Source organism: Sediminibacterium sp. KACHI17 (assembly GCF_040362915.1).
GTDB lineage: Bacteria > Bacteroidota > Bacteroidia > Chitinophagales > Chitinophagaceae > Sediminibacterium.
On record NZ_AP029612.1, the window covers coordinates 424772 to 439174 of the forward strand.

The following is a 14403-nucleotide window of genomic DNA, read 5'->3' on the forward strand; positions in this document are numbered from 1 at the left end:
ATGCCCATACTAACGTTGACAACTGATATAGGCCAGCGAGATTTTCTCGTGGGTGCTATCAAAGGACAGTTCCTGCAACTGGATCCTACTGCCAATATTTGTGATATCACTCATTACCTGCCTCAAACAAATTTTCCGCAGGCTGCCTATATCTGTGCCAATGCCTTTGCTCATTTTCCGGCCGGCACTTTTCATCTGATCATCGCTAACTTATTTGAATCGCCTTTAAAATATGTGTTGATGGCCAAACATCGCCAGCAATACATCATCTGTTCCGATAATGGCTTATTGACCATGATTACCGGCGAAAAACCGAAAGAAATCATAGCAATACCCTTAGGAGCCGCTAAAAATTTATTACAAATTACCAGTGCTATTGCTGTAGCTATCAATACTTTCTCTAAAACCGGACAACTGAATAGTGTGGGTCAACCCATTGATCAAATTGACGAAAAATACCCTTTAAGACCAACTGTAGGACCCGATTGGATCGAAGGACAGATTTTGTTCATTGATCAGTTTGAGAATGTAGTGATCAATATCACAGAAGCGGAATTCAATGAACATCGAAAAGGCAGGAACTTTAAGATCGTTTTCAAAAGAAATGAGGTCATTGAAACCATTAGTGCCAATTATACGGCCGTTCCGGAAACAGAAAAGCTGGCATGGTTCAATTCAGCAGGATACCTGGAAATAGCACTCCGTAATGGCAATATGGCCGGACTTTTCGGTCTGCAAGGCTTCAATGAACAGCTGCAAAAGACACCTTCTATTGATACCAGCTGGTTTTATCAGACCATCAGGGTATTCTTTGAGGGGTAAGGCAGTGAGTAGTGAATAGTGAGTAGTGAATAGTGAGTAGTCAATAGGTTTATTGATCTTAAGGACTCACTACTCACTATTCACTATTCACACTGACTAATCACCCCTCATTTCTCTTTCTACTTTTCACTACTTTACAGTATTTTCGCATCCGCAATGACATCGTCATTGGAACATTAAATCAATCAAAATCTTATGGCATACGACGTAATCGTTATCGGAAGTGGTCCGGGTGGATATCCAGCTGCTATCCGTGCTTCTCAGCTTGGTTTTAAAGTGGCAATCATTGAAAAAGAAAGTCTGGGTGGTATCTGTCTGAACTGGGGCTGTATTCCTACCAAAGCATTGTTGAAAAGTGCACAAGTATATGAATACCTGAAACATGCTTCTAACTATGGTATCAATGCAACCGGTACCCATGATTTCGGCGGTGTCATTAAGCGTAGTCGTGGTGTAGCTGACAAAATGAGTAAAGGGGTACAGTTCCTGATGAAGAAGAATAAGATTGATGTCATCATGGGCTATGGTAAAGTGCAGTCTAAAGGAAAAGTTGAAGTTACCGCAGCTGATGGCAGCAAACAGATCGTTGAAGCTAAATATATCGTGATCGCAACAGGTGGTCGTAGCCGTGAATTGCCAAACCTGAAACAAGATGGTAAAAAAGTGATCGGATACCGTGAAGCCATGGTATTGCCTGAACAGCCGAAAAGCATGATCGTTGTAGGAAGTGGTGCGATCGGTGTTGAATTTGCTTATGTGTACAACAGTATGGGTACTAAAGTGACCATCGTTGAATTCATGCCTCGTATTGTTCCGGTAGAAGATGAAGATATTTCTAAAGAACTCGAGAAGCAATATAAAAAGCAAGGTATCGAGATCATGACCAATGCTTCTGTTGAATCAGTAGATACTTCAGGTGCAGGTGTGAAAGCGCAAGTAAAAAAACAAGACGGTTCTGTTGTAACGCTCGAAGCTGATGTAGTATTGAGTGCGGTTGGAGTAGTCGCCAATATCGAAAATATCGGTCTGGAAGAAAACGGAGTCAAAACAGAAAAAGGAAAGATCATTGTTGACAAATACCAGCAGACGTCTTTAGCGGGTGTTTATGCGATTGGTGACTGTTCTCCAGGACAAGCACTTGCACACGTTGCTGCTAAAGAAGGAATCAATGCTGCTGAGCACATGGCTTATCTGGAGAAGAAACACCATCATTTACCTGAAGCCATTGATTACAATAATATCCCGGGCTGTACCTACTGTATTCCCGAAATTTCAAGCGTAGGTTATACCGAGAAAGCTGCTAAAGAAGCAGGATATGAGATCAAAGTAGGTAAGTTCCCATTTGTCGCAAGCGGTAAAGCTAGTGCTGCCGGTGCAACTGAAGGTTTTGTGAAAGTGATCTATGATGCAAAGTATGGTGAATTCTTAGGTTGTCATATGATCGGTTACAATGTAACTGAAATGATCGCTGAAGCAGTAGTAGCGCGTAAGCTGGAAACCACTGCACACGAAATTCTGAATGCAGTACACCCGCACCCAACCATGAGTGAAGGTTTGAAAGAAGCTACTGCAGCAGCTTATGGCGAAGCAATAGATATTTAAGAAAATGTAGGATATCTGATGGCAGATGTCTGATTTAATATGTTTGAAAAGATGCCGGATATTGATCCGGCATTTTTTTATCGGTTAGCCGCTTCTATTTCCTTCAATTCTTCTTGGGTCAATCCCGATTGAGATAAAACGCTCAAAATAAAGGTTGTTTTTCTTTTGGTGTACTCTTCCCTTGTGATATTAGCCTCATCCACCAACGATCGCTTCAATTGATTGTATTGATCGATCAGTATTGGATTGTTCAACAGTGCTTCTTTGAACAGGATATGATTTTTTAGCGCTAAAGCATCTGCAAAACAAGCATACAAATGATGCGCCTGCCAGATCTTTTTTGCTTGTGTGAGAGGAACCTGTGTTGATCTTTGTCTGAATGCAAATCTTCCCGGTACTCCTTGGTCTCCTCTGTATTCATATCCTGCTTTTTCCAGCTTCGCGATCAATGCGGTTAATAATGATCTATCCTCAATAACAATATCGATATCCAAAATCGGTTTGGCCCAAAGACGGGGTATCGATGTACTGCCTACATGCAGGATCTTATCAGAAGCAACAGACAAGATATCTTGCAATTGCTCTTTTAACCGCTCAAAATTGTCTAGCCAAATGGACTGGTGTGGGATGATATCGATTTGCATACAATATGGATCTGCTGAAACAGCTACAAAATTTCTTTTTGTACAAATCTTATTTTCTTAAAAATGATGAATGCTCCATTTTCATGTTGAATGGGAAATGTATTCAGCTGGGAACATTCATTTTTGATCATCGCTTACAAGAGTATAAAGTTTCAAATAAAAGCTTTAATTTAAAGGGATTTTCAGGTGGATTGCCGGAATCTACCCATGATCAACGATTAAAATTATTTTATGGCTAAGATTACATTCAAAGTAAACAAGAAAGAATACACGATTGATGCTGACCCGCAGATGCCCTTACTTTGGGCCATCCGTGATATTGTTGGCCTAAAGGGAACCAAATATGGTTGTGGGGTGGCACAGTGTGGTGCTTGTACCGTACATATGGATGGGCAACCCATACGTTCTTGTTCCATTCCTGTGATAGGTGTCGCCAATAAATCCATTACTACGATCGAAGGTCTTTCAGATGATAACAGTCATCCGGTTCAAGCTGCATGGATCGAAGAGCAGGTGCCTCAGTGCGGTTATTGTCAATCAGGACAGATCATGGCGGCAGTTGCTTTGTTACAAAAGAAAGCTTCTCCAACAGATGCTGATATCGATGCTGCCATGCAAGGACATATTTGTCGATGCGGGACTTATCCAAGAATACGCGAAGCGATCAAAAAAGCTTCAAAGAAAATGGCAACAAAAGGATAGTACCTACATTATTCAACCTCAACAATGACCGATTATGGAACCAAAAGATATTTCAAGAAGAAAATTCATTAGAGCTACCGGATTATCAGCCACTGCGCTGACCCTGGGTTTTTACTTTGCCGGTGAATCAAAAGCGTCAACGATTATTAAAGGTGAAGATGCCGAGAGTTATGGTGTTTCGCTGAATTCATGGATACATATAGATACGAGTGGTAAAGTGACGATCGTGAGCCATCGTGCAGAAATGGGACAAGGTGCTTATCAGGCGATCCCTCAAATGATTGCAGAAGAATTAGAAGTGAATTTGGATGAAGTCAATATCATCTTCGGTAAAGGAGATACTGTTAAATACGGCAGTCAGGTCACAGGCGGAAGTTCAACCGTTCGTGGTACATACAAGAATTTGTTGAAGCTCAGTGCCAGTGCACGTCAAATGTTGATAACAGCGGCTGCTGCTAAATGGGGTGTGCCGGTTACCGAATGTTTTGCGCAAGGAGGTCATGTTGTACATCGTCCGTCAGGAAAGAAAATGCATTATGGTGAGTTGGTAGTGGATGCATCAAAATTGGAAGCACCCAAAAATGTACAGCTTAAAAAAGTGGAAGACTATACACTCATTCGTAAGCCACTTCCACGCCAGGATACCCCTTTGAAAACCAATGGTACAGCTGTTTTCGGGATTGATAAAACATTGCCAGGCATGCTATATGCGATGGTAGAGAGAAATCCACGCTTAAGAGGTAAAGTGAAATCTTTTGATGACACGGCTGCCTTAAAAGTGCCAGGAGTAAAAAAAGTATTTAAGGTCACGATGAAAGTATTCAATACCGATCGCGAAGGGGTGGCAGTAGTTGCAGAGTCTACCTGGGCAGCCATGCAAGGAAGAAAAGCTTTGAAAGTAGTATGGGACGATTCAGGATTTGAGTATGTGAACACAGAAGAGATCTATAAAAAAATGAAAGCAGAACTTCAATCCAAAGAAGGGCTGTCTGCGAAAAAACAAGGTAATCCCGATCCTGTTTTGGCACAACAGAAAAATAAATTAGATGTGATCTATGAAACACCATATGAAGCACACGCTTGTATGGAGCCTTTGAATTGTGTGGCACATCACAAGGGAGATGCGATCGAGATCTGGGGACCTATTCAGGCTCCGGATTGGGTGCAAGGTGATATCAGTGAAAAAATGGGTGTCAAAAAAGAAAATGTCGTGGTGAATATGACATTCCTTGGTGGCGGATTTGGTCGTAAAGCATTTCTAGATTATACACATGAAGCATGTTTGATCTCTAAAGAAATAGGAGCGCCTGTACAAGTGATCTGGACACGTGAAGATGATATGACGCAAGGACCATTCCGTCCGGGAGTAAGTTATAGGGCTGAAGGTGCTGTCAATAATGGAGAGATCAGTGCGATCAAATTCAGATTATGCGGACAAAATATCGGTCATTGGATGGGAAGCAAAAAAGATGTTCCCAATGACAGTGTGCTGGAAGGCTTTCAGCCAAGTTATTTTGATAGCATTAAAAACATCAGTTTCTCAGATATACCATTTGAAACACCGATTCCAATTATGTGGTGGCGTTCAGTGTATGCTTCTACCAATGGTTTTGCATATGAGAGTTTTATGGATGAGCTAGCGGTGGCAGCTGGAAAAGATCCATTGGCATTCAGAAAACAGTATTTGAAAAATGAGCGTTGTCAAAAATTATTGGATAAAGTAGAACAGGTCTCTGGATGGAAAACCAAAAAACCTAAACAAGGTTATGGCGTAGCCATTACTGAATGTTTCAATAGTAGTGTTGCACAGGTGGTGAAAGTATCTAAAGATGCAACCGGAAAGATCAAGATCGATAAAGTTTGGGCTGTGATTGATTGCGGATGGTATGTGAATCCCGATACAGTTCGGGCACAGGTAGAAGGTTCCATCATTATGGCATTGGGTGCAGCTACGATCCATGAAATACATTTCAAAGATGGTTTAACCGTTGAGAAAAATTTTAATACTTATCGTATGCCAAGGATCAATGAGATCCCTGCGATAGAAGTACATATCATGGATAATAATGAAGATGCAGGTGGAGTAGGAGAACCAGGACTTCCGCCATTTACTCCTGCTTTGACCAATGCGATTTATGATCTTACAGGAAAGCGTATCAGGAAATTACCATTTGACTTAAGTAAAGTTTGATCCGTATTATTTTGATAATTTGCAGGTATGAGGAAAAAGTTATGGATTACCACTGCTATTGTAGCAGTCGTTATTGGTACGAGTAGTTTTATTCAGAGTGATGTACAAAAAAGTATTACGAGAGGTAAAGAAGTTTATACACTTTACTGTCAGAATTGTCACATGGAAGATGGAAATGGAATGCCTGAAGTAAATCCACCATTGGCTAAAGCAGATTATATGAAAAGACCTGCTAAAGATCTGATCAACGTGATATTGAAAGGATCTACCGGAAGTCTAACGGTCAATGGAAAAAAATATGTAGGAGCTATGCCGGCTCAGGAATACCTCAGTGATGAACAGATCGCTGATGTATTGAATTTTGTAAAAAACAGTTGGGGTCATAAAATACCGGGTACTATTACGCCCGCTATAGTAAAAGCACAACGCAAATAATCTGGCAGTGTCGTTTTTGAGGGAGTAGGGACATGCACGAAATCATTGCAATCATACAAGCATATCAACAAGCTGCTGCTGCAGGAAAAAAAACTGCTTTGGCAACAGTTGTGCATGTGGAAGGCTCATCTTACAGAAGACCGGGCGCTCGTATGCTGATCACAGAAGATGCAGCGATCACCGGATCAATCAGTGGTGGATGTCTGGAAGGAGATGCTTTTCGCAAAGCACTGCATGTGATTCTGTCTGACAAAGCCATGCTCGTAACTTATGACACTGCTGACGAAGATGATGCTAAATTCGGTATGGGGCTGGGATGTCAGGGTGTGATCCAGGTATTGATAGAACCATTACAAGGTGAGCGCGGTACTGCTATCATCGAACTCTTACAACAAGCAACCGCTTCCAGACAATATGCTTCCTTGGTAACTTTCTTCTCCATGAATGATAAGAAAGCCCCTCAATATGGTTCTGTCTACTTGCTCTCCGAAAAAAATGAAAGCTTTGGAATGCTTCCATTATTATCGAAAGAAATGATCGATGAAGAAGCAAAGCAAGTGATACAACAACGCAGATCTTCCTTCAAAAAATATCAAATCGATGAGCAAGAGTGTATTGTATTCACAGAACTGATACAACCTCCTGTTTCTTTGGTTGTAATAGGCGCGGGTAATGACGTGATTCCGGTTGTGAAAATGGCTGAGATGTTAGGCTGGCAATCAGTGGTGTTAGACGGCAGACCTATGTATGCAAGCCGAGAGCGTTTTCCAATGCCCACTTGTCAGGTCTATCATAGCAAAGCAGAACAAATATTGGATCGTGTACAAATCGATCCCCGAACTGTTTTTGTATTGATGTCTCACAATTATAATTATGACCTGTCGGTTTTAAAAGTGTTGTTACAACATCCCTTGACCTATATCGGTGTACTTGGGCCCCAAAAAAAAATGAAAATGATGATGGATGACCTGGCAGCGAATGGTATCCAATTAACAGATGCACAAAAAGATGCCATCCATGGTCCTGTCGGTTTACATATCGGAGCAGAAACAGCCGAAGAGATAGCTGTATCTATCATTGCAGAGATACAAGCAAAAATAACAGCATCCGATACGCGTTCATTAAAAGAGAAGCAAGACGCGATCCATCGTAGAGCTGATCTTATCATTGAATCTTCTTCCTCAACTGTTATTTAAAACCAGCCATGGCAAATCCATCAACAGCGGTATTGATCTTGGCTGCGGGAGCTTCTGCAAGGTTGGGTAGGCCTAAGCAGGCACTGATCTTTAATGGACAAACATTACTACAAAAGATCGTTGCAACAGCGCTTGAATTAGGGTCGGGACCTGTACTGCTTGTGATAAAAAAAGAAGATTATTTTGATGTTCCGGAAAAAGTAGAGGTTATCAAAAACCTGAATGCACAACTTGGGATGGCCACTTCTATACAGACTGGTATTGAGTATTTGAAAGATCGATATCCTGATATTGAAAAAGTCATCATTACAGTTTGTGATCAGCCATTTATCACGAGTGATTTGCTCCGGCAAATGATTGAAAAACAGCTGGAGACGGCACTTCCCATCATTGCTTGTCAATATGGGGAAACCATCGGAACACCTGTTTTGTTTCACAAAATCATGTTTGATTCCTTGCTGGGCTTAAACGGAGATAAAGGGGCAAGACAACTAATAAATCAACAGCCCCAACAGGTTGGATTGATTAACTTTCCACTTGGAAACATAGATGTAGATACAGAAGAAGACTATGAGCGATTGATTAAATCATAAAAAATGATCGTAGACAGCCATCAAAGAGTACATAATTATTTAAGGATATCATTGACTGATAACTGCAATCTCCGCTGCTTTTATTGCATGCCGGAAGATGAATATGATTTTGCTTCTGCAGCTCAGTTGATGCAGGCAGATGAAATAGAACAACTGGCAAAAATATTCGTATCACAAGGTGTTAATAAGATCAGGCTTACAGGTGGAGAACCATTGGTGAGAAAAGATGCAAAAGAGATCATTACAAGACTCGCGAAATTGCCGGTAACACTGACCCTTACAACAAATGGTACCCGATTACACGAATTCGCAACGTTGTTAAAAGAAAGTAATGTTCGGTCGGTGAATATCAGTCTGGATACACTACAATCTGATAAATTCCAATTACTTACTAAACGAGATCAATTTGAGATTGTTCAGAAGAATATTCAGTTGATGATCGATCAAGGCTTTCATACAAAAGTCAACATGGTGGTACTGCGTGGAATGAATGATGATGAGATCCATGATTTTATTGAATGGACAAAATACCAGCCCGTACATGTGCGCTTTATTGAGTTCATGCCTTTTGAAGGCAATCGATGGACAAGTAATAAGGTGTTTACTTTGGATGAAATACTGTCTAAGATTGCAGAGAAGTACACAATAGAGCCCTTACAAGCGGAGAAGCATGATACAGCCAAAAAGTTCATGATTCCGGGTCACCAAGGTACATTCGCGGTGATCAGTACGATGAGTGCACATTTCTGTGGCGATTGTAATCGGATGCGATTGACAGCAGATGGTAAAATGAAAAATTGTTTGTTTTCAAAAGATGAAGTAGATCTTTTGACAGCTTTGAGAAATGGGGAAGAAGTATTGCCTTTGATCCATCAATCCATAGCTGCAAAAGCGGCGCAGTTGGGAGGTCAATTCACACAAGACTATCAGCATTTACAAGCAGAGAACATACAAAATAGAAGTATGATCACTATTGGTGGATAAATGATTCATTCATATCAGAACGTTTATGATCAGTGTTTCAGAAGCCCGGAGCATCATTCAAAAATACATAAGCGCCTTACCGGCTAAGCCCATGATGCTACATGAGGCATTGGGGTTTTTCATTGCTGCGGATATTTTTTCAACGGTTGATATCCCTGCCTATCCCCAATCTTCTATGGATGGTTATGCATTTTCTTTTGAAGATTGGAAGAGACTGACAGCGCTCTCTGTGCATGGAGAAATGGCAGCGGGTAGTCAGAATGCTCAATCATTGATTGCTGAAACGGCTGTGCGCATCTTTACTGGAGCGGCAGTGCCTGAAGGTGCGGATACTGTTGTGATGCAGGAAAAAACAAAAGTAGAGAATGGGCAGTTGAATATCACAGATGAGCAATTACAACAAGGAGCTAATGTGCGATTGAAAGGTTCTGAAATAAAAGCCGGAGAACTGGCTTTGCCTGCTGGCACATTACTTACACCCGCAGCCATAGGTTTTTTAGCAGGTATCGGAATTACGGAAGTGATGGTATACCCATCACCATCGGTTAGTATCATCATTACCGGCAATGAATTGCAAAAACCCGGACATTCATTGAAATATGGACAAGTATACGATGCCAACTCCTTTTCTCTATCAGCGGCTTTGCGTCAATGCGGAGTTGATCAAATTCGGATCATTCAAGTGCCGGATGTGATCGAGCGTCTCAATGAAGCTTTATCAGATGCATTACAACAAAGTGATTTGGTATTATTAACAGGAGGGGTAAGTGTAGGGGATTATGATTTTGTACTGCAATCTGCACAACACTGTGGTATCACAACAAGATTTCATAAACTCAAGCAAAGACCCGGTAAGCCTTTATTCTTTGGAACGAAGGAGCATCAACTGATTTTCGGGTTGCCCGGAAATCCTTCTTCGGTACTTACTTGTTTTTATATGTATGTTTTACCAGTGATTCACGGATTGAAAGGGAAGCCTCATGTTTTGAAAAAACAACAAGTACCAATAGCCCAAACGTATCAGAAAAACACACAGCTCACCCATTTTTTAAAGGGCTGGTATGATGGAAACAATGCAACCCCATTGGGTGCACAGGAATCCTATCGTATGCGTTCATTCGCGGAAGCCAACTGTTTGATTGAAATAGATGAGCAAGTGACAAAATTGAATGAAGGTGATCTGGTTACAATTCATTTGTTGTCTAATTAAAATCGATTGAATGGATATAGGATATATTTTTTTTATACTGTTATTCATAGTTGCATTTCTCTATGCTTCTGTTGGACATGGAGGCGCCAGTGGATACCTCGCATTGATGGTTTTATTCAGTGTAACACCTGAAGTCATGAAACCAACGGCTTTATTGTTGAATCTTTTCGTTTCATTGACTGCTTTTCTGCAATTCTATCGGGGTAAACATTTTGTATGGAAAGTTTTTTTCCCGCTAGCATTGGCTTCCGTTCCTATGGCATTCTTGGGTGGATTGATAACCATTGATGCATTGATATATAAAAAAATACTGGGGGTGCTGTTGCTTTTTTCTGTGATCAAATTTTTACTTCCATCAAAATCTGCATCTGTTGAGTTAAGACCTTTTCATTTTGGCGGAGCGCTCATTATGGGGGGTGTGATCGGACTTTTATCCGGTATGATCGGAATCGGAGGCGGGATTATTCTTTCTCCATTATTGTTATTGTTTAAATGGACCGATCAAAAACAAACAGCAGCAATCAGCGCCTTATTTATTTTTGTGAATTCCGCGTCCGGATTGATGGGACAACTCACCAATGGTATTCAGTTCAGTGCTGATATGTATGGATATGTTGCCGTTGCATTCGCAGGTGGATTAGGTGGCGCTTATTTCGGAGCGATGAAATTTAAACAATCGATGATGCAGAAAATATTAGCGGTCGTATTAGCAGTGGCATCGTATAAATTATTATTTACAGCAGCTTAAATTTAGGTATGAAATATTCTATTCTCTTTATGCTCTTGTTTAGTGGAAAATTTTTAGTGGCTCAGCATCAAGCTAAGCCTACTGATTATTTTGTAGTTGAGGGCAAAGTCAAGACAAAACTGAAATTCACCTTGAATGATGCAGTTGCTTATCCTAGTATTTCATTGGATAGTGTGGTTGTGTATAACCATTTGGTTGTAAAAAAATCAGTATTGAAAAATGTAAAAGGTGTTTTATTGAAAGATATTCTAGCTAAATCATCTTTTGACATCAATGATCCCAAGCCCTTGAGTGAATATTATTTTACTTGTATCGCATCCGATGGATATAAAGTTGTTTTTTCCTGGAATGAAATATTCAATGGTCCTGTTGGAAAACAACTCATTGTAATAACAGAAGCAGATGGAATTAATGCGTCCGCTGCTTCGCAACGAATTGCCATCATATCTCCTGTAGACATCGCTACCGGTAGAAGATATGTACATGGACTATCGAAAATCATTGTTGGTAGGGTTGAGTAATCAAATACATAAAGATGAAAACGAGTGTGTTATTTTTTGGGCAATTGATTGAAATAATAGGAGCCAAGCAGTTGGAGCTGGAAGGGCATACGGATATTCAGTCTTTGATAACAATGCTTCATCAGCAATATCCTTTATTGAAACAATCAAAATATGTGATTGCGATCAATCAGGAAGTTATTTCACACAACCGAAAATTGGAAGAAAATAGTGTTGTAGCATTTATGCCACCTTTTTCCGGAGGATAATATGAACAAAGGATCATCATATGAACGCTATCACAGACAAATGATCTTACCCGATTTTGGGACAAGAGCGCAAAAACTTTTGCAGGAATCAAGGGTATTGGTGATTGGTGCAGGTGGACTTGGATGCCCAATTTTGCAATATCTTACCGGTGCAGGGGTGGGTTGTATTGGGGTTGTAGATGGAGATCAGGTATCATTGAGTAATCTGCATCGACAAATTCTATTTACTGTCGATGATATTGGTTTGAACAAAGCGGATGTGGCTGTAACGCGATTACGTCAATTGAATCCGGAAATATCTATTGAATCTATTCCCACTACTTTGACCAATCAAAATGCGTTTGATATCATGGATCGTTTTGATATCATCGTGGATGGCACCGATAATTTTGCTACAAGGTACATGATCAATGATGCTTGTGTGTTGTTGCAAAAGACATTGGTGTATGGAGCTGTGTCTCGATATGAAGGTCAGGTAGCTGTATTTAATCATCTCTTATCAAGCGGGGAGCGTTCTGCCAATTACAGAGATATCTTCCCGGAACCTCCAAAAGACGGTTCTGTTTTAAATTGTGCGGATGCAGGCGTATTAGGTGTATTGCCTGGTATCATCGGTACAATGCAGGCCGCTGAAGTGATCAAACTCATCACAGGTATTGGAGAGCTATTGGTCAATCGGCTATTGACTTATCAGTTTAATGATCATCAAGCATTCACAGTCAAAATATCGAAACAAGAGCAAACAGCTTCATGGATACCTGCGAATCAAAAAGCTTTCAAAGCAATGGATTATGTATGGCTTTGTTCATCTCCAAAACAGTCTTTGGAAATTGATGCAGCCGAATTTGATCAGTTAACAAGGCAGGGTAATATTGACATTGTTGATGTGCGAGAGTTACATGAACTACCCATCGTGCAGGAATTTAGTCATTTACGCATTCCTCTTGCCACTATGAAAGACGCAATCGGGCAACTTAAAAGTGATACAGTTGTTGTATTTTGTCAGTCCGGTAAACGAAGCCTTCAGGCGGCACAAGAGTTGACTACTTTATGGGGGGATGCCAAAAAAGTATATAGTTTACAGGGTGGGATCCTCTCATGGATCACATTTGTTCAAAAGAAATAGTATGAAAGAACGTACACCTAAAAATATTTTCGTTCAGGGTGCTATCAGTAGCGGATTCATCGCGGATAGTATTCAGAAGCATAGCACCAAAAAGGAGATCGGTGGGCATAGCATTTTTATGGGCCAAGTACGAGCAGATGAAATAAACGGAAAGAAAGTTGTTGCGATCGAATATACTGCGTATGAAGAAATGGCTTTGCAAAAGATGCATGAGATCCGGGAAGCCGTTTTTGCAGAATACCCGCTTACCTGTATGCATGTATATCACAGCTTAGGCAAAGTGTTAGCGGGAGAGATCTGTTTATTTGTATTTACTTCGTCAGCTCACCGAAAGGCAGCAACAGAAGCCTGTTCAGTATTGGTAGAAAGAATCAAAGCTGAGCTACCGGTTTGGGGCGCGGAAATACTGGAAGATGAAACACATCAATGGAAAGTGAATCAATAATTATGGTAGATATCACATCAAAATCAAATACACTGCGACAAGCCATTGCAACTGCTACTGTAACAGTATCAAAGCAAGAGACCATTGATGCGATCCTTCAAAAAAAGGTACCCAAGGGAGATGTATTTGAATTCTCACGTGCAGCAGGTTTATTGGCAATTAAAAAAACCAGTGATGTTATTCCGGATTGTCATCCGCTTCCCATAGAGTTTGCAGCGATTCGTCATGAAGTCAATGGTATGAGTATTCTGATCTCTGTAGAAGTGCATACCATTTATAAAACCGGGGTAGAAGTAGAGGCTATGCATGGTGCATCCGTAACGGCGCTGACCATGTATGATATGTTAAAACCATTGGATAAAGGAGTAGAGATATCCAATATTCGCCTTCAACAAAAAACAGGAGGCAAATCAGATAAATCTATTGTTGATGGTTCGTCTATTCGCACGGCTGTTATTGTTTGTTCTGATACTGTTTCGGCAGGAAAGCAAGAAGATGTTTCCGGAAAAACAGCAATCCAGAAGTTAGCGTCATGGGGTATTCATGTTTCACGCTATGAAATCATTCCGGATGAGTATGATCGTATACAACAAATGGTCAAAGACTTATCAGACGAAAGATATCAGTTGATCTTATTTAGTGGAGGAACTGGTTTGTCACCCAGAGATGTTACACCTGAAGCTATTGAACCTTTGATTGATCGCCCTATTCCCGGAATCATGGAAACGGCCAGGCAGTACGGTCAGCAACGAACACCTTTTGCAATGTTATCAAGAGGCGTGGCAGGGTTTGTGAAAGACAGCCTTGTGATCACGTTACCCGGTTCTGTTAAAGGAGTAGCCGAAACAATGGATGCATTGTTTCCACAAATTTTACATGTATTCAAAGTGGTGGATGGTAGTCGCCATACCTGATTTTTCATACGAGATTAAAATC

General features: G+C 40.7%; 16 protein-coding genes. 15 read left to right on the plus strand and 1 reads right to left on the minus strand.

The window, feature by feature from the left end; translation table 11 throughout:
- Positions 1-822, plus strand: coding sequence for an SAM-dependent chlorinase/fluorinase (locus ABXG83_RS01740; protein WP_353549775.1), 822 nt, complete (start codon positions 1-3; stop codon positions 820-822).
- A 195-nt stretch (positions 823-1017) separates the two neighbouring features.
- Positions 1018-2424 carry a dihydrolipoyl dehydrogenase gene (gene lpdA, locus ABXG83_RS01745; protein WP_353549776.1) on the plus strand — a complete coding sequence of 469 codons (1407 nt, stop codon included), beginning with the start codon at positions 1018-1020 and terminating at the stop codon, positions 2422-2424.
- Between the two features lie 77 nt (positions 2425-2501).
- Here lpdA and ABXG83_RS01750 read toward each other — a convergent pair whose 3' ends face one another.
- Positions 2502-3068, minus strand: coding sequence for a GrpB family protein (locus ABXG83_RS01750; RefSeq protein ID WP_353549777.1), 567 nt, complete (start codon positions 3066-3068; stop codon positions 2502-2504).
- A 231-nt stretch (positions 3069-3299) separates the two neighbouring features.
- Here ABXG83_RS01750 and ABXG83_RS01755 point away from each other — a divergent pair, with 231 nt between their 5' ends.
- From ABXG83_RS01755 to moaCB, 13 genes are read left to right on the plus strand one after another with little or no spacing between them, the layout of a single operon-like run.
- Positions 3300-3770 carry a (2Fe-2S)-binding protein gene (locus ABXG83_RS01755; RefSeq protein WP_353549778.1) on the plus strand — a complete coding sequence of 157 codons (471 nt, stop codon included), beginning with the start codon at positions 3300-3302 and terminating at the stop codon, positions 3768-3770.
- Positions 3771-3804: 34 nt separating this feature from the next.
- Complete coding sequence (locus tag ABXG83_RS01760) at positions 3805-5961, plus strand: molybdopterin cofactor-binding domain-containing protein (protein WP_353549779.1); 2157 nt, start codon at positions 3805-3807, stop codon at positions 5959-5961.
- A 27-nt stretch (positions 5962-5988) separates the two neighbouring features.
- Positions 5989-6396, plus strand: coding sequence for a cytochrome c (locus tag ABXG83_RS01765; protein ID WP_353549780.1), 408 nt, complete (start codon positions 5989-5991; stop codon positions 6394-6396).
- A 32-nt stretch (positions 6397-6428) separates the two neighbouring features.
- Complete coding sequence (locus ABXG83_RS01770) at positions 6429-7592, plus strand: XdhC family protein (protein ID WP_353549781.1); 1164 nt, start codon at positions 6429-6431, stop codon at positions 7590-7592.
- Positions 7593-7600: 8 nt separating this feature from the next.
- A complete protein-coding gene (locus tag ABXG83_RS01775) occupies positions 7601-8185 on the plus strand; it encodes a nucleotidyltransferase family protein (protein ID WP_353549782.1) in 585 nt (194 codons plus the stop codon).
- Positions 8186-8188: 3 nt separating this feature from the next.
- Positions 8189-9169, plus strand: a complete 981-nt coding sequence (gene moaA / locus ABXG83_RS01780) for a GTP 3',8-cyclase MoaA (protein ID WP_353549783.1) — start codon at positions 8189-8191, stop codon at positions 9167-9169.
- Between the two features lie 25 nt (positions 9170-9194).
- Positions 9195-10379 carry a gephyrin-like molybdotransferase Glp gene (gene glp / locus ABXG83_RS01785; protein ID WP_353549784.1) on the plus strand — a complete coding sequence of 395 codons (1185 nt, stop codon included), beginning with the start codon at positions 9195-9197 and terminating at the stop codon, positions 10377-10379.
- 10 nt (positions 10380-10389) lie between these two features.
- Positions 10390-11127: a sulfite exporter TauE/SafE family protein gene (locus ABXG83_RS01790; protein ID WP_353549785.1), complete on the plus strand. Its 738-nt coding sequence runs from the start codon at positions 10390-10392 to the stop codon at positions 11125-11127.
- An 8-nt stretch (positions 11128-11135) separates the two neighbouring features.
- On the plus strand, positions 11136-11648 hold the full coding sequence (locus ABXG83_RS01795) for a molybdopterin-binding protein (RefSeq protein ID WP_353549786.1): 513 nt from the start codon (positions 11136-11138) through the stop codon (positions 11646-11648).
- 14 nt (positions 11649-11662) lie between these two features.
- Entirely contained in the window at positions 11663-11896 is a 234-nt protein-coding gene (locus tag ABXG83_RS01800; RefSeq protein WP_353549787.1) for a MoaD/ThiS family protein, read from the plus strand.
- Position 11897: 1 nt separating this feature from the next.
- Positions 11898-13022: a HesA/MoeB/ThiF family protein gene (locus tag ABXG83_RS01805; RefSeq protein ID WP_353549788.1), complete on the plus strand. Its 1125-nt coding sequence runs from the start codon at positions 11898-11900 to the stop codon at positions 13020-13022.
- Position 13023: 1 nt separating this feature from the next.
- Entirely contained in the window at positions 13024-13467 is a 444-nt protein-coding gene (locus ABXG83_RS01810) for a molybdenum cofactor biosynthesis protein MoaE (protein ID WP_353549789.1), read from the plus strand.
- 2 nt (positions 13468-13469) lie between these two features.
- Complete coding sequence (gene moaCB, locus ABXG83_RS01815) at positions 13470-14381, plus strand: bifunctional molybdenum cofactor biosynthesis protein MoaC/MoaB (RefSeq protein WP_353549790.1); 912 nt, start codon at positions 13470-13472, stop codon at positions 14379-14381.
- Positions 14382-14403: the final 22 nt, after the last annotated feature.